Origin of the sequence: Tamlana sedimenti (genome assembly GCF_038148895.1) — a bacterium.
Lineage (GTDB): Bacteria > Bacteroidota > Bacteroidia > Flavobacteriales > Flavobacteriaceae > Tamlana.
This window is the reverse complement of record NZ_JBBVGQ010000001.1, coordinates 955654-981900: the sequence shown is the minus strand read 5'-3', so window position 1 is coordinate 981900 and position 26247 is coordinate 955654. Positions and strand designations below refer to the sequence as shown.

General features: G+C 36.7%; 19 protein-coding genes and 1 pseudogene. 9 read left to right on the top strand and 11 right to left on the bottom strand.

The genetic code is table 11. The annotated features are described in order from the left end of the window. The first annotated feature begins 33 nt into the window (after window positions 1–33). Window positions 34–2280 (top strand): TonB-dependent receptor, encoded by a 2247-nt coding sequence (locus WJN01_RS04260; protein ID WP_445195908.1) that lies wholly within the window; start codon window positions 34–36, stop codon window positions 2278–2280. Here WJN01_RS04260 and feoB read toward each other — a convergent pair. The 3 genes and pseudogenes from feoB to WJN01_RS04245 all read right to left on the bottom strand — a co-directional run bounded on the left by feoB (window position 2277) and on the right by WJN01_RS04245 (window position 6154). Continuing rightward, window positions 2277–4473, bottom strand: a pseudogene (feoB, locus tag WJN01_RS04255) (ferrous iron transport protein B). The gene WJN01_RS04260 and the pseudogene feoB sit on opposite strands and share 4 nt — an antisense overlap. Window positions 4474–4476: 3 nt before the next feature. After that, window positions 4477–5499 carry a metal-dependent transcriptional regulator gene (locus WJN01_RS04250; RefSeq protein ID WP_445195907.1) on the bottom strand — a complete coding sequence of 341 codons (1023 nt, stop codon included), beginning with the start codon at window positions 5497–5499 and terminating at the stop codon, window positions 4477–4479. A gap of 1 nt (window position 5500) precedes the next feature. Then, window positions 5501–6154 (bottom strand): metal-dependent transcriptional regulator, encoded by a 654-nt coding sequence (locus WJN01_RS04245; RefSeq protein ID WP_445195906.1) that lies wholly within the window; start codon window positions 6152–6154, stop codon window positions 5501–5503. Between the two features lie 147 nt (window positions 6155–6301). Here WJN01_RS04245 and WJN01_RS04240 point away from each other — a divergent pair, with 147 nt between their 5' ends. Next, a complete protein-coding gene (locus tag WJN01_RS04240) occupies window positions 6302–6661 on the top strand; it encodes a YraN family protein (RefSeq protein ID WP_445195905.1) in 360 nt (119 codons plus the stop codon). A gap of 25 nt (window positions 6662–6686) precedes the next feature. Here the strand turns inward: WJN01_RS04240 and WJN01_RS04235 are convergent, their stop codons facing one another. The 7 genes from WJN01_RS04235 to WJN01_RS04205 form a co-directional block, all read right to left on the bottom strand. Beyond that, window positions 6687–8024 (bottom strand): TlpA family protein disulfide reductase, encoded by a 1338-nt coding sequence (locus WJN01_RS04235; RefSeq protein ID WP_445195904.1) that lies wholly within the window; start codon window positions 8022–8024, stop codon window positions 6687–6689. Between the two features lie 82 nt (window positions 8025–8106). Beyond that, the gene (mfd, locus tag WJN01_RS04230; protein ID WP_445195903.1) at window positions 8107–11466 is read right to left on the bottom strand and encodes a transcription-repair coupling factor; all 3360 of its coding nucleotides are present in this window, start codon (window positions 11464–11466) and stop codon (window positions 8107–8109) included. A gap of 214 nt (window positions 11467–11680) precedes the next feature. Next, a complete protein-coding gene (gene pyk, locus WJN01_RS04225) occupies window positions 11681–13129 on the bottom strand; it encodes a pyruvate kinase (protein WP_445195902.1) in 1449 nt (482 codons plus the stop codon). Then, entirely contained in the window at window positions 13129–13614 is a 486-nt protein-coding gene (locus WJN01_RS04220) for an IPExxxVDY family protein (RefSeq protein WP_445195901.1), read from the bottom strand. The genes pyk and WJN01_RS04220 overlap by 1 nt, the downstream gene beginning before the upstream one ends. A 150-nt stretch (window positions 13615–13764) precedes the next feature. Then, window positions 13765–14448 (bottom strand): ribonuclease III, encoded by a 684-nt coding sequence (rnc, locus tag WJN01_RS04215; protein ID WP_445195900.1) that lies wholly within the window; start codon window positions 14446–14448, stop codon window positions 13765–13767. Between the two features lie 64 nt (window positions 14449–14512). Further along, window positions 14513–15763: a beta-ketoacyl-ACP synthase II gene (gene fabF, locus WJN01_RS04210; RefSeq protein WP_445195899.1), complete on the bottom strand. Its 1251-nt coding sequence runs from the start codon at window positions 15761–15763 to the stop codon at window positions 14513–14515. Between the two features lie 13 nt (window positions 15764–15776). After that, a complete protein-coding gene (locus tag WJN01_RS04205; RefSeq protein WP_370477265.1) occupies window positions 15777–16010 on the bottom strand; it encodes an acyl carrier protein in 234 nt (77 codons plus the stop codon). A 184-nt stretch (window positions 16011–16194) separates the two neighbouring features. On the opposite strand from WJN01_RS04205, the gene purN reads away from it, so the two are divergent. The 6 genes from purN (at window position 16195) to WJN01_RS04175 (ending at window position 21883) form a co-directional block, all read left to right on the top strand. Then, window positions 16195–16761: a phosphoribosylglycinamide formyltransferase gene (gene purN / locus WJN01_RS04200; RefSeq protein ID WP_445195898.1), complete on the top strand. Its 567-nt coding sequence runs from the start codon at window positions 16195–16197 to the stop codon at window positions 16759–16761. Then, window positions 16754–17395: a ribonuclease H1 domain-containing protein gene (locus WJN01_RS04195; RefSeq protein ID WP_445195897.1), complete on the top strand. Its 642-nt coding sequence runs from the start codon at window positions 16754–16756 to the stop codon at window positions 17393–17395. The genes purN and WJN01_RS04195 overlap by 8 nt, the downstream gene beginning before the upstream one ends. A gap of 76 nt (window positions 17396–17471) precedes the next feature. Then, a complete protein-coding gene (locus WJN01_RS04190) occupies window positions 17472–18236 on the top strand; it encodes a threonine/serine exporter family protein (RefSeq protein ID WP_445195896.1) in 765 nt (254 codons plus the stop codon). 2 nt (window positions 18237–18238) lie between these two features. Further along, window positions 18239–18754, top strand: coding sequence for a threonine/serine exporter family protein (locus WJN01_RS04185; RefSeq protein WP_445195895.1), 516 nt, complete (start codon window positions 18239–18241; stop codon window positions 18752–18754). Window positions 18755–18954: 200 nt separating this feature from the next. After that, window positions 18955–19881, top strand: coding sequence for a PfkB family carbohydrate kinase (locus WJN01_RS04180; protein WP_445195894.1), 927 nt, complete (start codon window positions 18955–18957; stop codon window positions 19879–19881). 103 nt (window positions 19882–19984) lie between these two features. After that, window positions 19985–21883: an amidophosphoribosyltransferase gene (locus WJN01_RS04175; RefSeq protein WP_445195893.1), complete on the top strand. Its 1899-nt coding sequence runs from the start codon at window positions 19985–19987 to the stop codon at window positions 21881–21883. Window positions 21884–22382: 499 nt separating this feature from the next. Here the strand turns inward: WJN01_RS04175 and WJN01_RS04170 are convergent, their stop codons facing one another. Continuing rightward, complete coding sequence (locus WJN01_RS04170; RefSeq protein WP_445195892.1) at window positions 22383–22991, bottom strand: superoxide dismutase; 609 nt, start codon at window positions 22989–22991, stop codon at window positions 22383–22385. Window positions 22992–23115: 124 nt separating this feature from the next. Between WJN01_RS04170 and WJN01_RS04165 the strand changes: the two genes are divergently transcribed. Next, window positions 23116–26247 (top strand): UvrD-helicase domain-containing protein, encoded by a 3132-nt coding sequence (locus WJN01_RS04165; RefSeq protein WP_445195891.1) that lies wholly within the window; start codon window positions 23116–23118, stop codon window positions 26245–26247.

Below are 26247 nucleotides of genomic sequence, written 5' to 3'. Positions count from 1 at the left end.
AATTTATATTTATATTTGCAAAAATTTTAATTGATGAAACTTTTAGTTTTTGTTCTCGGCCTGTTTTCATTATCCATTAATGCCCAAAAAATTACAGGTATGGTTACATCTTCAAATGAATCGATGCCTTATGTTAATGTCTATTTAGAAAACACGTCAAAAGGAACCTCATCAAACGAAATGGGAGGGTACACAATATCTGATGTGCCTTATGGAGACTATACAATTGTAGCCTCATTTACAGGCTATAAAAAAGTAAAAAAACAGATTACAATAAATAATGAAAATACCTTAGTCGTTAATTTTGATTTAGAGGATTCCGAATTATTAAACGAAGTCATCATTACAGGTACCTTAAAGTCGGTCTCACGCCTTGAAAGCCCAGTTCCTGTAGAGGTCTATTCACCAACATTTTTCAAGAAGAACCCAACACCCAACATTTTTGAGGCTCTTCAAAATGTAAACGGTGTAAGGCCACAACTTAATTGTAATGTTTGCAATACGGGAGACATCCATATAAATGGTCTTGAAGGACCCTATACTTTGGTGTTAATTGACGGCATGCCTATTGTAAGCGGGCTCTCTACAGTTTACGGATTATCGGGCATACCTAATTCTTTAATCGAACAAGTTGAGGTAGTTAAAGGACCCGCTTCATCACTTTATGGTAGTGAAGCAGTTGGTGGTTTAATAAATATTACAACAAAACAGTTTTTTAAAGCACCTACATTTTTTGCTGACGGGTTTACAAGTGGCTGGGGTGAAGCCAATCTGGATTTGGGTTTTAAAACCAATGTTGGAAAAAAGGCGAATGTTTTAATGGGCGCCAATTACTTTAATTATTCAAATCCTATTGACAACAACAATGACAATTTTACCGACGTAACTCTGCAAGAACGCATTTCCATATTCCAAAAGTGGAATTTTAAAAGAAAAAATAGCAGAGCGTTTTCATTGGCAGGACGCTATTTTTATGAAGATAGATGGGGCGGAGAAATGCAATGGAACAAAAACTACAGGGGTGGCAATGAAGTTTACGGCGAAAGCATATATACGTCACGTTATGAACTCATTGGCAATTATGAATTGCCCATATCTGAAAAGGTTAATTTTCAATTTTCATATTCTAACCATGACCAAAACTCCGTTTATGGAGATATGCCTTATCTGGCAAAACAGCAAATTGCTTTCGGGCAGTTCATTTGGGACAAGCAATTGCGTGCCCACGATTTACTTTTTGGCTTAGCCGGCCGATACAATTTTTATGACGATAATACTCCTGCCACAGAAAATGCCGACGAGGTTACCATCCCTTCAATTTTTGTACAAGATGAGATTAAGCTTAACGAAAAACAACACCTTCTTTTAGGTGCGCGCTACGATTATGATAAAAGACATGGTTCTATTTTTACTCCGAGAATAGCCTATAGGCTCAAACCAACAAAAAATGATATTATTAGGCTTAATGCAGGGACAGGCTTTAGAGTTGTAAACCTTTTTACCGAGGAACATGCCGCATTAACAGGTGCTAGAGATGTAATAATTCAGAATGAGCTTAAACCAGAACAGTCTTATAACATTACATTAAACTATTTAAAGAAGGTAGTTTCAAAATCAGGTCATCATTATACATTTGATGCCTCATTATGGTATACCCATTTTACAAATGCCATCATTCCAGATTATGATACCAACCCGAACCAAATAATTTATGATAATTTGAAAGGAACATCTACATCTAAAGGCTTAAGCTTTAATATCGACGCCATTTTTAAGCCAAACCTTAAAGCTTCTTTAGGTGCAACTTTTCAGGATGTATCTCAAAAAGAAAACGGAGTTAAAACCAGACAAATATTAACTGAACGCTTTACTGGGGTTTGGTCAGTCTCATATAAAAATTACCCCTCAAAGTTATCAATTGATTATACAGGAAATATTTACGGCCCCATGCGATTACCAACATTGGGTGATTTAGACCCCCGAAGCAACTATTCGCCAACATGGAGCATTCAAAATATTCAATTTACCTATAACGGAATTAAAAACTTTGAACTCTATGGCGGAATTAAAAACCTTCTAAACTGGACACCGAACAAAGGAAATCCCTTCATTATTGCGCGCTCAGAAGACCCTTTTGATAAAAATGTTGTACTTGATAACCAAGGAAACGTTATTGCAACCGATGAAAACCCTTATGCACTGACTTTTGACCCATCTTATGTTTATGCCCCAAACCAAGGTAGGCGCCTATTTTTTGGATTGAGATATAATTTAAATTAAGCCAAAAGCCGCCAAATTTGAGCAACTAAAAAGGTTACAATAAACCCAAGAATAACTGGCATTATTGACGCTACGACAGTCCATTTTGCGCTTTTGGTTTCTTTATAAATAGTATAAATGGTTGTACTACATGGGTTATGGAGCAAACTAAAAAGCATCAAGTTAATGGCCGTTAAAAGCGTCCATCCCCCTGCTAGTAAAATATCACCTGTGGCATTCATAGAATCCAACTCGAACATAACGCCCGCACCTTCACCACCACCAATGCCTGTAACCAAAACTGTGAGCATTAAAACCGTTGGTATTACAATTTCGTTGGCTGGTATGGCTACGATATAAGCCAATAAAATCACTCCGTTCAACCCTAAAAGAAAGCCAAAACCGTCCATGCTATGGATAGCCCAAGCAGCAATACTTTCATCACCTAAATGAATATTTGAAATCAACCAAATAACTGCCCCCGCAGGTGCAGCGAAAACTATGGCGCGCCATAAAACAATTAAGGTTCTATCAATCAATGAAGTGTATAATGTTTTCCAAAAACGAGGTGGTCTGTAAGGTGGCAATTCCAAATTAAAGGTGGACACTTCACCTTTTAAAACCGTTTTTGATAATGCCCACGACACGCCAAACATAAACGCCATACCTAAAACTGCAATACCTATTACCGCTAATAGGGACGCTAAACTTGAAAATGATTCTGGCACTATCGCACCAATAAAGATGGTTGCTATAAGTATTTGTGTAGGCCAACGTCCGTTACACAATGAAAAGTTATTCGTGATAATGGCTATTAAACGCTCTCTCGGGCTATCAATAATTCTAGTGGCCACAACACCAGCTGCGTTGCAACCAAAACCCATACTCATCGTTAAGGCTTGCTTACCATGTGCACCAGATTTTTTAAACAAAGAATCGAGATTGAAAGCCACACGTGGTAAATAACCAAAATCTTCAAGTAAGGTAAACATGGGAAAAAATATAGCCATTGGTGGTAGCATAACCGCAATAACCCATGCCACTGCCAAATAAACGCCATCGATTAAAAATCCATCAAGCCACCATGGCATTCCAATACTGGCCGCTCCACTTTTTAATGCCGGGTGAAAGGTATCGAGCAGTAAATTGGCCAACATGGATGAAGGATAGTTTGCGCCAACAATAGTTAACCAAAGTACCACCCCAAATATTAAAAACATGATGGGAAATCCAAAGATTTTGCTGGTTACTATTTTATCGATTTTTGCATCCAAGCGGAAGCGTTTTTCCGAATCACTAGTTGTGACCGTATCTTTAACGATATCGGCGGCATCGGCATAAATACTTTCGGTTAAATTATCATGAAATTCATCGCCTATCTGCCAACGTAATTCGTTGGAAAGCTCAATGATATTATCAATATTATTCTCCTTCATTTGTTTCAAAAAATTACATCAGTTCGCCAGTTCTCAAAGCATTGATAATTTGCTTATCGCCTTCCAATAATCTGAAAGCAATCCAACGGCTGTTAGGAATATCGGGAAATTCTTTTTCTATTTCACCGGATAAGGTTTTAACTGCTTTCTCAATATTTTCAGGAACATTTTTTATACGATGTGGTTTACAAACAATTTCACCACTTGCCACTTCGCTAATGGTTTGTATTAACTCTGGAATGCCTTGATTAAATCTTGCACTTGTTGGTACAACGGGAATGCCCAAATCTCGTGACAAAGTTCTAACATCAATGGAAATGTTATTGCGTTTTGCCTCGTCCATTAGGTTTAAACATAAAACCGCTTTATTGGTGATTTCTAAAATTTGAAGCACCAAATTTAAGTTACGTTCCAAACGGTTGGCATCAGCAACTATTACGGTTACATCTGGTTTTCCAAAAAGGATGAAATCCCTAGCTGCTGCTTCGTCTTCTGATGTTGAAAGCAACGAGTAGGTACCTGGTAAATCAACCAATTTATATTTTTTGGTATTATACTCAAAACCTCCTTCGGCCCTTGTAACCGTTTTTCCAGGCCAGTTTCCAGTATGTTGGCGCAAACCCGTTAAAGAATTAAAAACAGTACTTTTTCCTGTATTTGGGTTACCGGCCAACGCCACAACAAAATCAAAATTAGTGGTATGGATGCCCAATTTCTTTAAACCATCGGCATTAAAATGTGCGCATGTTTCGCAAGCACTCTTAACTTTAGTTTCCATAGCTTAATCTTTTTTAATTAAAATTTTTGCCGCTTGGTCCTTGCGCAATGCAATGGATGTTCCTTTAATTAAATAGGCGTGCGGCTCTCCCAATGGATTTATTAAATCGATGCTAACATCAGAACCCTTTACAAATCCTAAGTCCAACAAACGCCTTCTGCTTTCACCTCTACTTTCCCTAGATATTCCAATGATTTTAGCCGTTTCGTCTTCATTCAAGCTAGACAGTCTGGCAATATTATCTTCTACCGCAACTTCCTTTTCAAGTGGTGCTACGGTTAAATTTGCGGCCACAATAGGCGCCAAAACAAACTCTTCTCCTTCCGACTGAAACACAATTCGGGTAGCATTATTTTCAACAACCTTTAAAAGCGAACCGATGTGAATTCGTTCTGCTAAAATTTGCTTGTAAATTATTTCTGGTTCATCTTCAATATGGGTAATCCTTCCCACTGAGCCAACTGGCAGCAATGGCAACTCAACGCCCTTTATTTGCGCTATTTTACCGGTTTTCGTTGGAATGGGGTCGCCATGCGGGTCAAACTTTGGATTTCCCAAATGCATGGCTAATTCTTCAGCTTCATCATGGCTTAAACGGTGTTCCATAGATTCGGCTCTGTCATGCCATTCGGTTTTATGAAAACCCGTTTTATCTGCCAAATAGCGTTCCCAAAGCCTGTGTACCCTAACTATTCGTAAAGCATAATTACGACCAGCTTCGGTAAGTTTCAATACATCAGATTCCGAATAAATCAAATCATTCACCGTCATTTGTTTAATAGCTTCAACAATACTTTGGTTGTTGAAATCCAAAACCTGGACCAAGGTTTTCATATCTACCTTGTTTCCTGAATTTTCAAAATGATAGAGTTGCTTTAAAATATCTTCTATAATGATTTTTTTGTTGCTCTTAAAATTTTTCTTAAGAATCCAAAACCATCCTTTTACCGGCCGAAAAAGTACGTACAACAATGTGGCACCAATAAAGAATATAATTAAAGCGGTTATGGGATTATAGCTATCCATGTTACAGACTTATATATAAATTTTGGGCTACTTCGTTTGAAATGATCATCTTTTGCGTTTTCGTTTCTATGGTCAATGAATTGTCAAAAGGTTCAAAGTCCAAAACCTTAATCGTATCTCCCAAAGCCAAATTGTTCTTGTTTAAATACTTTAGAAAAATATCTGACGAATCTTTTACAAATGCTAAAATGCCTTCTTTCCCCGTGTCTAAATCCAGAATATTGATACTCTTGATTGGCGAATAGTTTCCGTCTTTATCTGGGATGGGATCACCATGTGGGTCGTGTGTTGGATAACCTAAAAATGCGTCCAATTCGTTGACCAATTTTAACGACTTAATATGCTCTAACTGTTCGGCTACCTCATGAACCTCATCCCAAGAAAAGTTGAGTTTTTCAACTAAAAACAGTTCCCAAAGACGGTGTTTTCTGATGACCAAAGCTGCAGCTAAACGACCTTCATTTGTTAAAGTAACCCCTTGATACTTTATATAGTTGGCCAAGTTTTTTTCGGCCAATTTTTTAACCATATCAGTAACTGATGAAGCCTTGGTTTCCATTTTTTCAGCAATGGCATTTGTGCTCACCGCAATGGTGCCTTGCTTACCTAAATGGTAGATCGTTTTTAAATAATTTTCTTCTGAACGTGTTACCATACAAGAGTTTTATTAGACAAAGATACAAATAATTTACTTTAAGGTAAATATATTTTTAGTCTTGCCTAAAAACGATTTCATGAAAAACGCTCTTTAATAACTTCCAATTCAAGAATTGAATCACAAAATAAACCTTACATTAGCCATATGGCGCAACACAACCAACTTGGTAAAAAAGGCGAACAACTGGCCGTGGATTTTTTGTTAAAAAACGGCTATGATATTATTGAACGCAACTACCGTTTTGATAAAGCGGAAGTGGACATTATTGCGCATAAAGAGGAAGTTTTAGCTGTTATTGAAGTAAAAACAAGGTCTACTGCCGATTTTGGAAACCCACAAGATTTTGTAAAACCTAAGCAAATTCAACGGTTGGTAAAAGCCGTTGATGAATATGTTACGGTTAACGGATTGGATGTTGAGGTGCGTTTTGATATTATTGCCATCGTTAAAGAAGACAAGCAATTTATCATCGAGCATTTAGAAAATGCTTTTTATCACTTCTAATTCCTGCAAAAAAAGGAATGGCAAGTTAATCCACGCTTTCAAAAAATCCCTTTAAATCTTCAAAGGTTAACGGCTTATCCACTATTTCCTTTTTCTTATTCAATATAAAATAGGTTGGTGTTGCAGTTACGCCATAGCTATCTCCAATTTCATTGTCCCATTTCCCTTCACCATAAACATGTATAAAATTTGGTAATTTTAATATGGCTTTTTCCCATTTAGGACGATCTGCTTTATCTTCCAAACCAATGGCGATAACTTTCACTTGGCCAGGCTCCAGCGCCTTTACAAACTCAAACAATTGAGGAATTTCAGCCAGGCAATGCGAACAGGTGCTGCTCCAAAAAACCAGAATGTAGTTTTTGGACAGTTTTAAATCGCTCATTTTTTTGGTTATCAAATTTCCGTTTTCTTTAATCTTTACATCAAAATCTGGTGCTTCACTGCCTATTGAGGTGTCTTTATACAATATTAACGTATGTACAAGATCTTGGTCGTTTAATTCAACAGCAATATCCATTAAATAATTATCTGAAATATAGTTGGCCACCGAATCATGGCCCAAGTCTGCCATTTGCTGCCAAAGATCAACCAATAGAATACGTTTCACTTTTGGTGGTGCAACCTTCATTTTATCCCATACAACATCAATGTTAGTTCGATAATTTTCGGCATCATCTTTAGTTTTGTCGGTTGTTCCAAAAACATAATTGAGCATCCGTTCTTGCAAAAAGCTAGAACTCTGGAGTGTTTTATTCGTGAAATCTACATGGTCGAAATAATGATATTCCAATTGCTTAATGTAGGTTTCAACATTTAATGCTTTATTGGGAATAAAGGGCTTATTGGCTTTAATAAACTCTAAAGCTATGGTTCCTTTAGCAGCCTTTTCAAAATTTAATTGCGCTTCTCTTTGTGTTTTAAAAATAGCCTTAAGAGCCATCGTATCTTTACCCATCTGACTGAAATAATTGGCTATACTTTGCGTGACTTTTGACATGCTGTTGGTATAGGATGCCACCAACTTATTTTCTACCGATTTTACAAAGTCAACCCCTGTTTCAGAGTTGAAATTGACCTCGATATCCTCCTTTCCGTTATAAATAATATCAAAATTATAATCCTCTTGAGGTATGGCATAAACCAAGCGGTAAATACCTTTGGCTACTGTCGAGTCTAACTTGAACACAAAACTGCCATCCTCCTTTATTTCGGCATTGGAAATATACTTTGAAACCGTTGGGGTTGCTTTATACAAAAGTGCAACATCGTAATCTCCAGGTGGAGAAAATACACCTTTAATGGTGTGTTGAGACCATAAAATACTAGGCAATAAAAATGTTAAGAAAATTAAGCGTTTCAATATTTTACAATCGTTTGGTTATGTTTTTAAATTTTGAGATGCTGAAACGAGTTCAGCATGACATAAATTCTTATGTCAATAATTAAGCCACAATGGTTTGTAAAGCACCCAAAGCCTGCTTTACGGTTTTAATATTATCAAAAGTAAGCATTAAGCGTAAACCGTTACGGGTTTGTTTTTCTTTCATTCTACAGGTATTTGGATGTGTTTGAACAAACTGCAGTACCTTGGTAAAATTGTTGCTTTGATAAAAACTACTTTGTTGGTCGTTAATAAAATAACCAATGAGCTTCCCTTTTTTCATCACAACCTTTTCAAACCCAATTTTTATGCCCAACCACTTTATTTGGACACTATTTAACAAATCGGTCACTTGTTTTGGCAATTCCCCAAAGCGGTCAATTAATTCGTTTTCAAAGGTAAACAATTCTGTTTCTGTTTTTAGGTTGTTGAGTTGGGTATAGAGGTTTAAACGTTCTGTAATGTTGTTGATATAACTATCTGGGAAGAGCAACTCAAAATCGGAATCTATGGTAACATCTTTAACATAAACCTTATTTTCTTCGGGCTCGTTGTAAAGGTCCTTAAATTCATTTTCCTTAAGCTCTTCTATGGCTTCGTTCAATATCTTCTGATAAGTATCAAACCCAATTTCATTGATAAACCCACTTTGCTCACCGCCCAATAAATCGCCCGCTCCACGAATTTCCAAATCTTTCATGGCTATATTAAAACCACTGCCCAATTCTGTAAATTGTTCTAGTGCTGTAATGCGCTTTCGCGCATCTTCGGTCATTGCAGAATATTCGGGAGTTATAAAATAGCAGAAAGCTTTTTTGTTGCTTCGTCCAACCCGTCCGCGCATTTGGTGCAAATCGCTCAAACCAAAATTATTGGCATTATTGATAAAAATGGTATTAGCGTTTGGTACATCCAATCCGCTTTCAACTATGGTGGTACTAACAAGCACATCAAAACCGCCATCCATAAAAGACAGCATGAGTTGTTCTAATTTTTTACCATCCATTTGCCCATGCCCAATACCAATTTTAGCATCGGGCACCAAACGCTGGATCATGCCTGCCACTTCCTTAATATTTTCAATGCGGTTATGGATGAAGAAAATTTGCCCACCTCGCTCAATTTCATAACTGATGGCATCGCGAATAGTTTCTTCATTAAAACGAATAACATGGCTTTCAATAGGATATCTATTTGGCGGAGGTGTTGTGATAACCGATAAATCGCGCGCCGCCATTAAACTGAACTGAAGCGTTCTGGGAATTGGGGTTGCGGTTAAGGTTAAAACATCAACATTTTCTTTTAATGTTTTTAATTTTTCTTTTACTGCTACACCGAACTTTTGTTCTTCATCAACAATTAGCAGCCCTAAATCTTTAAACTTCACATTTTTGTTAACCAACTGATGTGTACCGATGATGATATCGACTTGGCCATTCTCCAGAGCTTCCAGAGTTTCTCGTTTTTCTTTGGCCGTTCTAAATCGGTTTAAATAATCTACCGTTACGGGAAAATCCTTTAAACGTTGCCTAAACGTTCTTGAATGCTGATACGCCAAAATGGTTGTAGGCACTAGCACAGCAACTTGCTTCCCGTTGTCTACGGCCTTAAATGCGGCACGAATAGCCACCTCGGTCTTGCCAAAACCGACATCGCCACAAACCAATCTATCCATGGGGCGTTCGCTTTCCATGTCGGTTTTAATATCGCCTGTCGCGGTACTTTGGTCGGGCGTATCTTCATAAATAAAGGACGCCTCCAACTCGTGCTGCATATAACTGTCTGGATTGTATTGATAACCCTTTTCTGTTTTACGTTTTGCGTAAAGTTTTATAAGATTAAAGGCGACATGCTTTACGCGCGACTTTGTTTTTTCCTTTAGGGTTTTCCAAGCCTTGCTGCCAAGCTTGTAGATTTTTGGCGGCTTGCCGTCTTTACCATTAAATTTTGTGATTTTATGAAGCGAATGAATGCTTAAATACAGCACATCGCGCTCGCCATAAATCAATTTAATGGCCTCCTGCTTTTTGCCCTCAACATCTATTTTTTGAAGCCCTCCAAAACGCCCAATACCATGGTCAATATGGGTAACATAATCGCCCATACTTAAATTTGTAAGTTCCTTTAAGGTTATGGCTTGCTTTTTGGCATATCCGTTTTTTAGATGAAATTTGTGATAGCGTTCAAAAATTTGATGGTCAGTATAGCTCACTATTTTGGCATCATGGTCAATAAAACCTTGGTGCAACGACAATAAAACGGTGTTATACGGACTAACCTCTAAATGCGAATCGTCAAAAATATCATGAAAACGCTTAGCCTGTTGCTCACTTACACAAGCAATATAATTGGCGTAACCGTTGTTGTGATTTTTATTCAAATCTTCTATTAAAAGATTGAATTGCTTGTTGAATGCGGGTTGTGGGGTGGTGTTAAACGTGATTGTTTGAGATTCTTTGCTGCGCTCTAAATGACATAAAACGCTCTCGGTGCCAAACTCAACTATTGAAAATTCCAATAATTGCTTTTTTAGTAAAGTTGAATTACAAAATAGTTCACTAGGCGTAGCATGCTTTATTTCTGTTGAAAGTGTTTTGAAAGCTTCTTCTGCCCTTGTGTAAAAATCATCGATTCTTGAAAAAAATAAATCGGCATTTTTTAACCAAACCACCGTTTTTTGGGCAATGTATTTTAAAAAGCTCTGACGGCTTTCTTGTAACAGTTTGTTGGCCACATTGGGAATAATGTTGATTTTCTTGGTCTGCTCTATGGACAACTGAGTTTCTACATCAAACGTTCTGATGCTATCAACCTCCTCTCCAAAAAATTCAATGCGGTAGGGTTCATCATGCGAAAATGAAAACACATCCACAATTCCACCACGAACGGAAAACTCCCCAGGTTCGGTAACAAAATCAACACGTTTAAACTGATACTCAAAAAGCACTTCATTTACAAAATCGATGGATAGTTTATCTCCCACTGCTACCTTAAGAGTACTCCTTTCCAACTCCTTTCTGGTCACAACTTGCTCAAAAAGGGCATCGGGGTAAGTAACAATAATGGCTGGTTTTTTTTGTGAATTAATGCGGTTTAAAACCTCGGCCCGAAGGAGTACATTGGCATTGTCTGTTTCCTCAATATCGTAAGGCCTGCGGTAGCTTCCAGGGTAAAACAGAACATCTTTATCGTTGCAAAGCTGTTCTAAATCATTTAAATAATGTGCCGCCTCTTCTTTGTCATTAAAAATCAATAAAAATGGCTTTTCTGTTTCTTTAAAAACACTTGACACCACAAACGATAATGAGGAGCCAACAAGGCCTTTTAAAAACGTTTTACTTTGAGGTTGGGCAATAGAAGTTTGCAGTTTTTGCGTTTGCAAAATCTGTACATAGGTTTGCGAGAGGGCAGAATGACTCACCTAATTCTGTTTTGAGTTGCAAATATAATGTTTCGGATTGTTTTCTTTGTTTAATCCATAATTTAAATGTTTTGGTTCATTCCAACTTTGTGTTAGGGATTGAAATGGCATCCTTTAAAGCAAAACGCACTGCCAAATGGCAGTGCGTTTTGCTTTAAAGATATAATGGAAAGCCCGACCACGCCCTTGGCGTGGTAACGCCCAAAATAATTTCCTAAAAATTACAGGTTTCTATTTCTGACACACGAAGCGTGTTCACCATTCCTTTATCTTGAATTGGCATGGCCGCTAAGCTAATTAACATATCGCCAACATCAAGATAACCCATTTTACATGCAATGGCATTTACATCTTCTATAGTTTCATCTGTACTGACAAATTTATCGTAATAGAATGTACGAACACCCCATAGTAAACTCAATCGAGTTAAAATTCGCTTATTGGACGTAAACACCAAAATATGACAAGAAGGCCTCCAAGCTGAAATTTGAAATGCCGTATATCCACTATTGGTTAACGTTGAAATAGCTTTGGCGTTAATTTCATTGGCCATATTTGCGGCATGATAACAAATAGACTTGGTTATATAACGATTGGTACGGATATGCGGAGGCAATTGAGGCACCTTGATTAACTCCGAATTCTCAACGCTTTTTAAGATGTCAGACATTTGCCTGATAACCTGAACAGGATATTTCCCCACCGAAGTTTCACCTGAAAGCATTACGGCATCTGCACCGTCCATTACCGAGTTTGCCACGTCGTTAACCTCAGCTCTTGTAGGTGTTAAACTGGTAATCATGGTTTCCATCATTTGGGTGGCAATAATTACTGGAATTCTTGCTTTTTTAGCGCGAAGTACCAATTGCTTTTGGATAAGTGGCACTTCTTGTGCTGGCACCTCAACCCCAAGGTCGCCACGGGCTACCATCAACCCATCACAATGTGCTACAATTTTATCAATATTTTCAACAGCTTCCGGTTTTTCAATTTTGGCTACGATTGGTATTTTGTAATCACTGTGTGTTTTAATTAAATCTCGAAGTTGCATTAAATCTTCTGCGTGTCGGACAAAAGACAACGCAATCCAGTCTACATCTTGGCTTATGGCAAAAATGGCATCTTCAATATCCTTTTCCGTTAATGCTGGCTGCGAAATATTTGTATTTGGCAGGTTTACTCCTTTTTTAGATTTTAACGGACCGCCTTGAATAACTTTTGCTTTTACTTCCGATTTTTTATCGGTGGATAGAACTTCGAAAATTAGTTTTCCATCGTCTAAAAGAATACGCTCACCTGGTTTTGCGTCTTGTGGAAACCTGTCATAAGTCATATAAACACGCTCCTTGGTGCCTTCAAAGCGCTCGCCTGTGGCAAATATTATTTCGTCGCCTGGTGCTACAACCACTTCTTCCTTCATTACACCCACACGAAGTTTTGGCCCCTGTAAATCGGCTAAAATAGCAGCCGTAAAACCAAATTCATCATTTAGTGACCGTATCATGTCAATACGCTCTTTTACATCATTGTAATCGGCGTGGGAAAAGTTTATTCTAAACACATTCACACCTTCTTCAAGCATGCCTTTTAAAACTTCTCTGGTGCTTGTAGCAGGGCCAAGTGTTGCTACTATTTTGGTCTTTTTTCTAATTACTGCTGGCATTAGTTAAATATTAAATTGTCTTTAGATTTCAATTGATTGCAATCAATACTATAGGTTGTGGCAATTTGTGGTATGCTTAAAATACTGTCTAAAATATACTTCTCTTTAGAGAAACTGAATTCGCTATCTATTTTTAAAAAGTAATTTACTGTTTTATGTTCTGGCAACAAATAATATGTTTTTGTAATTTTTTCTTGATTGTTGAACAATGACCCAAAATTGGATTTTTGAAGTTCTTCTGTTTTACAAACGTTCGAAACCAAACTCCACGTTATCATTTGTTTCTCATCTTCCCATTCGAAAATTGAATATGCTGTTTTCCCACTGTTAACATCTATGTCAGATTTCCTCCTTGCCAATTTTGTTCCTAAATGTTTATTCAAAAGATAGGCTAACCGATAATCTTCAAGTCGGCAATGAATTGCCATTAACGTGAAAACGGCATCATCAAAAGCATCATCAAGCACAAGTTTATGAACAGCCATAACCTATTTCAAAAATTTCGTAAATATAATATTATTAAAATTGTATCTTATTACGTTTGTGTCAATCTTGCTATGAAATATAACTAAAACGTTATAGTTAAAAAAGCATTATCTTTACTATTTACACAAAGCTTAGCCTAGGCAGAAGCTCTAGATCATTTTTGACATTTTACTTTGGAATGCAAAAAAGGCGCGTTTTGAAGCTTTTTCCTCGGCCTTTTTTTTGGAAGTCGCCCTTGCTTTTGCAACGACTTTATTGTCTATGGACAGTTTAACTGAAAAGTGACGAACATCATCGTTACCCGTATCTTCATAAACGTTATAGCCAAAGGTTTTCTTTTCTTTTTGGCACCATTCAATGAGCAAGCTTTTATAGCTTATTACCTTTCCTTCAAGCTTTTCAATATCAACATAAGGTATGATAACCCGCTTGAAAATAAACTTTTCGCAGTATTTATAACCACGATCTAAAAAAATAGCCCCCACCAAAGCTTCAAATAGATTGCCGTGTATATTATCACCAAATTGTCCAGCAGGAATTTTACTTTTTACTAAATCAATAAGCTTTAGTTCTTTTCCCAATTCGTTTAAATGCTCACGGCTTACAACTTTCGATCGCATTTTTGTTAAATAGCCTTCATCGCCACTAGGGACTTCAAGATACAAATGGGATGCTATAACGGAACTGAGCATAGCATCACCCAAAAACTCCAAGCGTTCGTAATTAAAAGGGTTTCCATAATCGTCCTTAATGTTCATGGAACGGTGCGTAAATGCCTTTCTATAGAACTTAACTTGCTTTGGTTTGAACCCCAAAATTTTGGTTAACTCCATAAAAAAATTCCCGTTGCGTTTAAAACGGGAATTTAATATGTTACGAATGTTTTTCACTCGGGATTTAATCTATTTTCTTGAACAATACACAAGCGTTATGTCCGCCAAATCCAAATGTATTGCTCATTGCTACTTTTACATCGCGCTTTTGAGCCTTGTTTAAGGTTAAATTTAATTCTGGATCAATGTTTTCGTCTACCGTGGCATGGTTAATGGTTGGAGGCACTATGCCGTTTTCCATAGCCAATATAACCGAAATCGCCTCTATGGCTCCAGCTGCACCCAATAGGTGGCCTGTCATTGATTTTGTTGAATTGATATTTATATTTTTCGCGTGACTTCCAAATACTTCAGAAATTGCTTTTAGTTCTGCTACATCACCAAGAGGTGTTGATGTGCCATGTGTATTTATATGGTCTACATCTTCAGGCTTGAGGCCCGCATTCTCTAAGCAGTTTTTCATTACGGCTATTACACCTATTCCATCTGGATGGGGTGCCGTCATATGGTAAGCATCAGAAGACAATCCTCCTCCAATAAACTCAGCATATATTTTTGCTCCCCTTGCTTTAGCGTGTTCATATTCTTCAAGTACTAGTGCTCCCGCACCCTCTCCAAGAACAAAACCATCTCTTGTTGCGTCAAACGGACGAGAGGCTGTTTCTGGACTTTCATTTCTTGTAGATAAAGCATGCATGGCGTTAAAACCACCCATACCAGCAATGGTAACTGCCGCTTCACTTCCGCCTGTTACAACTACATCTGTATGTCCTAAACGTATAGAGTTTAAAGCATCAAACATAGCATTGGCCGAAGATGCACAAGCCGAAACCGTGGTATAATTGGGGCCCATAAAACCATATTTTATGGAAATGTTACCCGGTGCAATATCTGCAATCATTTTTGGAATAAAGAAGGGGTTAAATCTTGGGGTACCGTCTCCTTCGGCAAAATTCATTACCTCATTTTGAAACGTTTCTAATCCTCCAATACCGGCTCCCCATATAACACCAACACGCAGTTTGTTTACCTCATCCAAATTTAGTTTGGCGTCGGCAATGGCCTCATCTGCAGCAACCATAGCGTACTGTGCAAACTTGTCCATTTTTCTAGACTCCTTTCTATCAATAAATTCGGTAACGTCAAAGTTTTTTAATTCGCAAGCGAATTTTGTTTTAAACTTTTCGGTGTCATAGTATGTTATAGGCGCAGCACCACTTTTACCACTTACCAAGCCTTCCCAATATTCATCTTTGGTATTGCCAATAGGTGTTAAAGCCCCCAATCCTGTGACTACAACTCGCTTTAATTCCATAAAGTATTTTTGCTTATTTTGCTCCTTCTATGTATGAAATAGCTTGACCAACTGTTGCAATATTTTCTGCTTGGTCATCTGGAATTTGGATATCGAATTCTTTCTCGAATTCCATGATTAATTCTACAGTATCTAAAGAGTCTGCTCCTAAATCGTTTGTGAAGCTAGCTTCATTAACAACTTCGTTTTCATCAACTCCTAATTTGTCTACGATAATCGCTTTTACTCTTGATGCAATGTCTGACATAATCTTTTAATTTAAGGTTTTAATTAGTTGGCAAAAATAAAAAACTTTATTTTAAAACACACTTTTACTTTAAAAATGTGCATGTAATTTACTAAAATTACCTGTAAGTATTTATATAATACCTTCTAATTGTTAATAATTATTCTTTTTTTTGTTTGAATAAAATTAACACTATAGTCTGTAAATGAAACGTATTGTAATTTTTGCGTCCGGAAGTGGTACTAATGCTGAAAATTTAATTAAGTTTTTTCACAACAGCGATAATGCGTCTGTTATTCAAGTGCTTACCAACAATCCTCATGCCAAAGTTTTAGAAAGGGCAAAAAAATTAAATGTTAGTGCTTTGTCTTTCAATAGAATAGCACTATCAAAAACCGAGGATGTACTTAATATTTTAAAGGCTTCTAAACCCGATTTAATAATCTTGGCGGGTTTTTTATGGAAATTCCCTGAGTTTATTTTGAATGAATTCCCAAATAAGGTTTTAAATGTTCATCCTGCGCTCTTACCCAAATTTGGTGGTAAAGGCATGTATGGCATGAACGTGCACCAAGCTGTGGTTGAAAACAAGGAAACCGAAACGGGCATTACCATACATTATGTAAATGAACATTATGACGAGGGCGCTATAATATTCCAAGCTAAATGCGATGTGTTGCCAACAGACTCTGCGGAAGATGTAGCAGCCAAAATTCATGAACTGGAAATGGAACATTTTCCTAAGGTGGTTGAAAAATTGCTAAATGAGTAAAAAGAAAAAGAAATATTATACCGTTTGGAAAGGGCATAAAACAGGTGTTTTTGAAAAATGGGACGATTGCAAAGCCCAAATAACCAATTTTGAAGGTGCCATTTACAAATCGTTTTCAACCTTTGAAGCCGCAAAAACTGCATTGAAAGGAAACTACAAAGACTATATTGGCAAGACATCAAAATTTAAAAGCGAACTTTCTGAGGCTCAACTCAAAAAAATAGGGCAGCCCAATTATAACTCCATATCTGTTGATGCCGCTTCGAGTGGAAATCCGGGTAAAATGGAATACCGCGGTGTGGATACGAAAACCAAAAAACAACTTTTTATCCAAGGCCCTTTTGAAGAAGGTACAAACAATATTGGTGAGTTCCTGGCCATTGTTCATGGCTTGGCCTTGCTTAAAAAAAACAATAGCAACCGTATTATTTACACAGATTCTAAAACAGCTATTAGTTGGGTAAAGAAAAAAAGCTGTAATACCAAGCTTGAACGAAATGACAAAAACAAAGCCTTGTTCGAGTTGGTAGATCGCGCAATCGACTGGTTAAAAAACAATAGCTATAATACCGTAATTGTAAAATGGGAAACCAAAGCTTGGGGTGAAATCCCTGCCGATTTTGGACGAAAATAACACTTTATTTTCCCCTTGATGTATTACCTTTACCTTACAAAATAACATTTTTAAACTCTAAAATGTATTAGGTAAAATGCTCGAAAACAAACCTTCAAAATTAGGCAACTTGCTTTTAGAGATTGGCGTATTGCTCATGGGTTCTGGGGCAAATACGCATCGTATAAGAATGACAATAAACAGAATAGCCGACTGCTACAATTACAAAACCGATTTTTTAATAACGCACCGTACAATAATTTTAACCTTAAAAGATGTAGAAGGCAACACCGCGTTTACACAACTCAAGCAAACCAATGCCTTAGTACCTAACTTCAGAATAGTTAGTGGTATTAGCAGGTTGAGTTGGAATTTAGTTGAAAACAAACTGCCAATCCAGTCCGTTTGGGAAGAAATAAATCGATTAAAATCGTTGCCGCATTATCCAAGGTTTGTTGTATTACTTGTAGTTGCATTTGCATGTAGCTCATTTTGCAGATTAAGTGGTGGAGAGTTTTTAGATATGGGCATAGTCTTTATTTCATCGTTTTCAGGATTGTTCTTAAAACAAGAAATGGCCAAGAAAAAAACAAACCCTTACATTGGTGTCTTTTTGGCTTCATTTTTCACCTCTTTGGTTTCTGGCGGTATTGTGTTTTTTATGTCAAGCAATCAACAAAGCATCATACTTGTAACATCCATATTGTATTTAATTCCAGGTATTCCATTAATTAATTCTATTACCGATATTCTAGATGGCTATTCCCTAAATGGAATGATTAGAGGCATAAATGGTACGGTAATTTCTTTTGCAATTGCAGCGGGTTTACTTTTAGCCATGTTAATTTTTAAAACCTTTTAACTTTGGACATCTATGTTTTTCTTGAAAATTGGATTTGGTTTGGCTTTGCGGCAATAGGTTTTGCCATTTTGTTTAATGTTCCTCGTAGAACACTTTTGCCCATTTTTTTCATGAGCGCATTGGGTGGCCTTGTTAAATTGTTTTTTTTGAGTTTAAACGTTGGTGTTATAACCGCAACCCTTGTGGCCTCCTTTTTAATTGGTTTTCTAAGTATCTATGCGGCCCATAGTAAGCACTCACCTCCTTTCGTTTTTGCTATTCCGTCGGTAATCCCTATGGTTCCTGGTTCTTTTGCCTATTTTACCATGAGAGGCATTATTCGGCTTTCGTACAACAGCAACCCAGATAATTTTGTTGCATTGCTAAACGATACCATAACCAACGGATTCATGACCCTGTTTGTTTTAATGGCCATAACGCTTGGGGTCTCTGCTCCCATGCTGTTGACTCGAAGAGAATCAGCGAAACAAATAAAAGTCCATTTGCTAAAAAAAGAAGACAAAAATGCTGAATCTTAAGCCAAAAAAAAGGAGGATAGAATAAAATCACATCCCCCAATTTGTTGAATTGATAATAGCATTTATCTTTAAGACACTTCATTTTTTAAATGGTCACATTTAACAACAAATCGTCAAAATTTTAAGAGTTTATTGACTGAAAATAATATGGCATTAGTCTTTAAAAGAACTATATTTGCACAAAAATTACACAACCTTTCATGGGTAAATTAGTTATTGTAGGCACTGTTGCTTTTGATGCGATTGAAACACCTTTCGGTAAAACCGATAAAATTCTTGGCGGAGCAGCCACATACATCGGTCTTGCTGCCTCTCATTTTAATATTGATGCCGCTGCTGTATCTGTAGTTGGTGGCGATTTTCCTCAAAAATATTTAGACCTATTATCAGATAACAAAATTGATGTTTCGGGCATAGAAGTTGTAAATGAAGGCAAAACTTTTTTTTGGAGCGGACGTTATCATAACGACATGAACTCTCGCGATACCTTAACTACCGAATTAAATACACTAGCCGATTTTAAGCCTGTTGTTCCCGAAGATTACAAAGATGCAGAAGTGGTTATGCTGGGAAATTTGCATCCACTTGTACAATCCAGCGTTTTGGACCAAATGACCAAAAAACCAAAAATGGTTGTTTTGGATACCATGAATTTTTGGATGGATTGTGCTTTGGAAGATTTACTAAACATCATAAAACGGGTTAACGTAATTACCATTAATGATGAAGAGGCACGACAATTGACTGGAGAATATTCATTGGTTGTCGCTGCCAGAAAAATTCATGAAATGGGGCCACAATATGTAGTAATTAAAAAAGGTGAACACGGAGCTTTATTGTTTCATAATGACCACGTGTTTTACGCACCTGCCTTACCGCTAGAGGAAGTATTTGACCCCACTGGAGCGGGCGATACATTTGCCGGAGGCTTCGCTGGCTATATAGCCAAAACAGATGATGTTTCCTTTGAAAATATGAAAAATGCCGTAATATACGGTTCAACATTGGCTTCGTTTTGTGTTGAAAAATTTGGCACTGAACGCATGCAAAATTTATCGCATGACGAAGTGCATAAACGATTATTGCAATTTAAGCAATTAACGCAATTTGAAATTGAACTAGGATAAACCAACGCGCCCAAAAAATGGGTGCGTTTTAATTTAAAATAAAGCGCCAAAATGTGTTCTTTTTGGCATTAAAATTTAAAAGCAAAGCAAAAACATTTATTCTATGAGTGATGCTATAAAACACGAATGTGGAATTGCCGTAATTAGACTTTTAAAACCTTTGGAATATTACAAAGAAAAGTACGGCAGTGCATTTTACGGTGTAAACAAAATGTACCTCATGATGGAAAAACAGCACAATCGCGGTCAAGATGGTGCCGGTTTTGCCAGTATCAAACTCAACACCAAACCAGGCGAGCGTTATATAAGCCGTGTCCGTTCTGTTGCCCAACAGCCCATTCAAGATATTTTTGCGCAAATAAATGCACGGGTTAACAAAGAGTTTGAAGATCACCCAGAATACAAAGACGATGTTCCTGCGCAAAAACGAAATATTCCCTATATAGGTGAGGTGTTACTGGGGCATGTGCGTTACGGCACTTTTGGAAAGAACAGCGTAGAAAGTGTACATCCTTTTTTAAGGCAAAACAACTGGATGCACAGAAACCTGATTATGGCCGGTAACTTTAACATGACCAATGTTAAAGAGCTTTTTTCTAACCTTATTGAACTTGGCCAGCATCCAAAAGAATATACAGATACCATTACCATCATGGAAAAAATTGGTCACTTTCTGGATGATGCTGTTAGCAAAATTTATAAAGATTTAAAAAAGGAAGGCTACAATAAAAGAGAAGCATCACCATTAATTGCCGAACGATTAAAAGTTGCCAAAGTATTAAAAAGAGCTGCTAAAAATTGGGATGGCGGTTATGCCATGGCAGGATTAATAGGGCATGGTGATTCATTTGTCTTAAGAGACCCTGCAGGCATCCGCCCGGCATACTACTACCAAGATGACGAAGTGGTTGTAGTGGCTTCAGAGCGGCCAGTAATTCAAACCGTTTTTAATGTAAAGTTTGAAGATGTTGTTGAATTGCAACCCGGACAAGCCATTATTGTAAAGAAAAACGGAACGGTTTCGCTGAAACAAATTTTAGAACCTCTGGAAAGAAAAGCGTGTTCTTTTGAACGAATATATTTTTCAAGAGGAAGTGATGCAGAAATTTATCAAGAGCGCAAAATGCTTGGAAAACTGCTTATGCCAAAAGTGCTTGAAGCCATTGATAACGACACGAAAAACACCGTATTCTCATACATACCGAATACAGCAGAAACTTCGTTTTTTGGCATGATTGAAACAGCCGAATCCGCGTTAAATAAAAATAAAACAGCCACCATTTTAAATGGGAAACGTAATATTTCCGCAGATAAAGTAACAGAAATTTTATCAGAAAGAATACGGGTTGAAAAAATTGCCATTAAAGATGTAAAGCTTAGAACGTTCATTACTGAAGATAGTAGCCGCGACGATTTGGTTGCACACGTTTATGATATTACATACGGCGTTATAAAACCAAACGACAATCTCGTAATTATTGACGACAGTATTGTTAGGGGTACAACCTTGAAAAAAAGTATTTTGAAAATGTTGGACCGCTTGAATCCTAAAAAGATTGTTGTTGTTTCTTCCGCGCCTCAAATACGCTATCCTGATTGCTACGGTATCGACATGGCCCGCTTGGAAGATTTGGTGGCATTTAGGGCAGCCCTAGCTTTATTAAAGGAAGCTGGTAAGTACGACATTGTTAAGGATGTCTATGAAAAGTGCGTGACTCAAACAGATTTAGAGGATAAATATGTTCAAAACTTTGTAAAGGAAATATACGATCCATTCACAGATGAGAAAATATCAGATAAAATAGCCGAACTGTTGAGTGACAAATCCATAAATGCAGAAGTAAAAATCATTTTCCAATCGGTTGAAAACTTGCATAAAGCTTGCCCAAAACATTTAGGCGATTGGTATTTTACAGGCAATTATCCAACCGTGGGGGGAAACAGAGTTGTTAACCGCGCCTTTATAAACTTTTATGAAGGCAATAAAGAACGCGCCTATTAATTACGAAATTAATAATTAAATTACGGGTAAACCGTAAAATTTGTATTTCAACTTAAAAATATGCGTTTCATCTAAAAAATATTCTGTTTATCTAAAATACGCATAAATTCGTCTCTACCATAACATAAGTAGGTTAAGTTCATGGTAGATTTGGGGCAAAAAAAGGTGAACATCTGTTCGCCTTTTTTTATGCGCATTTGTTTCTAATTTTTATTTTTTGCTTTCCAACGCTTAATCCAAAAATAAACGCCACTTCCATTTAAGCCAATATTTACGCCGTTTGACTAAAATATTTTAACAAACGCCATTACCGTTATATCTTTGAACCACCATAACATAAGTAGGTTAAGTTTATGGTAGATTTGGGGCAAAAAGGTGAACTCTCGTTCACCTTTTTCATTTTATAACTTTTCGTGATATTTTTCTTCAACCTTTGAGCATAAAAAAGCCCCGAAATATTCATTTCAGGGCCCATTCAATATTTAGAAGTATTAACTAATTATTTAGCAGCAGCATAACGTCTTTCAATCTCATTCCAGTTAACTACATTAAAGAATGCTTTAATATAATCTGGACGACGGTTTTGGTAGTTTAAATAATAAGCGTGTTCCCAAACATCCAATCCTAAAATTGGAAATCCGCCACAGCCGATGCCTGGCATAATTGGGTTGTCTTGATTAGCGGTAGAACAAATTTCTACTTTTCCGCCTTTATGAACGCACAACCAAGCCCAACCAGAGCCAAATCTGGTTGCCGCAGCTTTACTAAATGCTTCAATAAAAGCATCTTTTGAACCGTAAGCAGCTTCAATAGCATCTTTAAGCTCACCTGAAAGGTAACCTCTATCTTCTGGATTCATCACTGTCCAAAACAAAGAGTGGTTGTAAAAACCTCCACCATTATTTCTAACAGCAGTATTATTCATGTCCAAATTCTCAAGGATATCTTCAATAGATTTACCCGCCAAAGCTGTTCCTTCAATAGCGACATTTAAGTTATTGGTATACCCTTGGTGGTGTTTGGTATGGTGTATTTCCATAGTTCGCGCATCAATGTGCGGCTCTAAAGCATCATAATTGTATCCTAATTTCGGTAATTCGAAAGCCATAATTTTTTGTTTTAATGTATTAATATTTAATTTCCTTCAAATTTACGCATAAAACGGCTCAATAAAAAATAATAAATTGTTATGAAACCATTGATAGTTTTTATCTTGTAACAAATAAAACTTAATGCCTAAAAATCTTCCATTTTCAATATACAATGCTTCCGCGGGAAGCGGCAAAACCTATACTCTTGTAAAGGAATATTTAAAGATTTTATTCCAATCGAATCGCCCTGATGAATTTAAGCGTATTTTGTCCATTACTTTTACAAATAAGGCCGTTGGCGAGATGAAGGAACGGATAATTGACACTTTAAAAATATTTTCCGACACCTCGATTTTTGATTTAAATAACAGCATGTTTACAGCCATTTGCGAGGATTTGCAGATGGAACCAAAAACGCTTCATGAAAAATCTAATCATCTGCTGAATACCATCTTGAATAATTATGCGGCTTTTGATATTTCGACTATTGATGGCTTTACCCATAAACTGGTCAGGACTTTTGCTTACGATTTAAAATTGCCCCTAAATTTTGAAGTTGAATTAGACCAAGATGCACTTTTAAATGAAGCCGTTGATAGCCTAATTGCCAAAGCGGGGACAAACGAGACCCTAACGAATGTTTTGGTTGACTTTGCCATTGAAAAAGCCGATGATGACAAAAGCTGGGATGTTTCATATGACTTCAATAAAATAGCCAAGTTGCTGGTAAGTGAAAATGACATTCCGTTTATAGAAAAACTAAAAGACAAAACGCTAGAGGATTTTAAGGTGCTTAAAACCCAATTGAAAAAAGATATTATTGAAGTTGAAAAAAGCATTATTGAAAACGCACAAAATATCTTAACACTAATCGATGAGGCTGGCTTACAATTTGATGACTTTTCAGGTGGTTATCTTCCAAAGCATTTTCAAAAATTAACGGATGGCATTTTTGATTTAAATTTTGACGCCAAATGGCAAGAAAATATTGAGTTTAAAACCTTGTACCCAAAACGGGTTAGTGACAATATTGCCTCGATTATAGAACAAATTCAACCACAAATAGCTTCAGTTTTTAATCTAACCAAGCAAGCTGTATTTCATTTAAAATTCTTAAAAAATTTCTACAAAAACATTACGCCGCTATCGGTTTTAAATGCGATTAACCATGAGTTGAACATCTTGAAAACCGAGCAAAACAAAATGCTTATTTCAGAGTTCAACTCCATTATTAGCAATGAGATTAAAGAACAGCCAACACCATTTATTTACGAGCGCATTGGTGAAAAATTTAAGCATTATTTCATTGATGAATTTCAGGACACTTCGGTACTTCAATGGGAAAACCTCATTCCGTTACTTAACAATTCTCTGTCATCAGAAAACGGAAGCGCCATGTTGGTTGGCGACGCAAAACAAGCTATTTATAGATGGCGGGGTGGCAAGGCCGAACAATTTATTGGGCTTTTTGAGGACAACAACCCTTTTCAGGTTAAAAAACAAGTAGAAAACCTTCCAGCCAATTACAGAAGTTTTAAGGAAATTGTGAACTTCAACAATGGTTTTTTTGAGTTTTTGGCGAATCAGGTTTTTACAAATAACAGTTACAAACAACTGTACCAAAGTGCGAACCAAGAAAACACCAAAAATCAGAAAGGTTATGTGGAATTATCTTTTTTGGATGTTGCAAAAGACGAGAACCGGGATGAAGTTTTTCCGGAATACACCCTTCAAACTATAAAAAAATGCTTGGAAAACGATTTCAAGCTTGAAGATATTTGCGTTTTGGTGCGGAAGAAAAAAGAAGGTGTGGCTATTGCCAATTATTTAACGCAAAACAATATTCCTGTTATTTCGTCAGAAACCTTGCTTTTAAGCAATGCACCCGAAGTGGTTTTTGTCAATGATTTTTTAAACCTTTTAATCCAGTCCAAAAACAACGAAATAAAAATTAAGGTGTTAAATTATTTGGCCGAGCTTTTTGGTGTTGAGAACAAACACGGTTTTTTCACAGATCATATCAATTTACCGGTTTCAGAATTGTTTAATAAACTTGAAGACTTTAGTGTTTACTTAAACATGGATGTGCTGTTGCAACTTCCGCTTTACGATTTAGCCGAAACCGTTGTGAGAAGCTTCAATTTAGTTAAAAACTCCAATGCCTACATTCAATTTTACTTGGATGTTGTTCTTGATTTTTCACAGAAAAAAGGATCAGGCATCTCTAGTTTTTTAGATTATTTTGAAAAAAAGAAAGACAGTTTAAGCGTGGTTTCTCCTTTGGGGCAAAATGCAGTTCAGATTATGACCATTCATAAATCAAAAGGTCTGGAATTCCCGGTGGTTATTTTCCCCTATGCCGATTTGGATATTTATCGGGAATTGGAGCCCAAAGAATGGTTTAAAATTAACGAAGAGCACTACAGCGGGTTTTCATATGCGCTTTTAAATTATACCAAAGACTTTGAACATTTTGGTGAAGAAGGTTTGAACATTTTTAATAAGCACCAATCTGAGTTGGAATTGGACAACATTAACCTACTATATGTGGTTTTAACCCGTGCCGTGGAACAATTGTTCGTGATTTCATCAAAAGAGATTAATTCAAAAGGCGAAGTGAACACAAAAAAATATTCGGGTTTATTGATAAATTACTTACAGTATTTGGGTGTTTGGCAAGACCCGGAATTGACTTATAGCTTCGGGAATTCCAAAAAAACTTCAGTAGGCACAAAACCAAAAAAGATAACGCTTTTTCAGCAAGAGTTCATTTCAACGGCCAAAGAACAGCATAATATTCAAGTTGTTACTAAGTCAAGCTATTTGTGGGATACTGCGCAAGAACAGGCTATTGAAAAAGGGAATCTAGTACATGATATTATGTCACAAATAAATACCATAAATGATGTTGATTTTGTAATACGAGATTTTCTAAATCAATCCATTATAGATAGTACTCAAGCCTCTCAATTAAAACAAATTGTAGTGCAAATTATTGAACACCCTAAACTTCAAAACTATTTTAATTCAACCTATACCAGCTATAACGAGCGCGATATCATTTCTAAAAATGGTACAATTTTGAGACCAGATAAGGTTGCCATAAACCCGAATAATGAGGCTGTTATAATTGATTATAAAACTGGGGTTGAAGACAAAAAACACGCTCAGCAATTGCAACTTTATCAAGATATTTTGGAGGAAATGAGTTTTAAGGTCAAAAAGAGAATTCTTGTGTACATAAATGAGGATATAAAGATAAAAGATGCTTAA

Coding starts and splice junctions, on each gene's coding strand:
- WJN01_RS04260 (WP_445195908.1), top strand. CDS start 34: ATGAAACTTTTAGTTTTTGTTCTCGGCCTGTTTTCATTATCCATTAAT.
- WJN01_RS04250 (WP_445195907.1), bottom strand. CDS start 5,499: ATGGATAGCTATAATCCCATAACCGCTTTAATTATATTCTTTATTGGT.
- WJN01_RS04245 (WP_445195906.1), bottom strand. CDS start 6,154: ATGGTAACACGTTCAGAAGAAAATTATTTAAAAACGATCTACCATTTA.
- WJN01_RS04240 (WP_445195905.1), top strand. CDS start 6,302: ATGGCGCAACACAACCAACTTGGTAAAAAAGGCGAACAACTGGCCGTG.
- pyk (WP_445195902.1), bottom strand. CDS start 13,129: ATGCCAGCAGTAATTAGAAAAAAGACCAAAATAGTAGCAACACTTGGC.
- WJN01_RS04220 (WP_445195901.1), bottom strand. CDS start 13,614: ATGGCTGTTCATAAACTTGTGCTTGATGATGCTTTTGATGATGCCGTT.
- rnc (WP_445195900.1), bottom strand. CDS start 14,448: ATGGAGTTAACCAAAATTTTGGGGTTCAAACCAAAGCAAGTTAAGTTC.
- fabF (WP_445195899.1), bottom strand. CDS start 15,763: ATGGAATTAAAGCGAGTTGTAGTCACAGGATTGGGGGCTTTAACACCT.
- WJN01_RS04205 (WP_370477265.1), bottom strand. CDS start 16,010: ATGTCAGACATTGCATCAAGAGTAAAAGCGATTATCGTAGACAAATTA.
- purN (WP_445195898.1), top strand. CDS start 16,195: ATGAAACGTATTGTAATTTTTGCGTCCGGAAGTGGTACTAATGCTGAA.
- WJN01_RS04195 (WP_445195897.1), top strand. CDS start 16,754: ATGAGTAAAAAGAAAAAGAAATATTATACCGTTTGGAAAGGGCATAAA.
- WJN01_RS04190 (WP_445195896.1), top strand. CDS start 17,472: ATGCTCGAAAACAAACCTTCAAAATTAGGCAACTTGCTTTTAGAGATT.
- WJN01_RS04180 (WP_445195894.1), top strand. CDS start 18,955: ATGGGTAAATTAGTTATTGTAGGCACTGTTGCTTTTGATGCGATTGAA.
- WJN01_RS04175 (WP_445195893.1), top strand. CDS start 19,985: ATGAGTGATGCTATAAAACACGAATGTGGAATTGCCGTAATTAGACTT.
- WJN01_RS04170 (WP_445195892.1), bottom strand. CDS start 22,991: ATGGCTTTCGAATTACCGAAATTAGGATACAATTATGATGCTTTAGAG.
- WJN01_RS04165 (WP_445195891.1), top strand. CDS start 23,116: ATGCCTAAAAATCTTCCATTTTCAATATACAATGCTTCCGCGGGAAGC.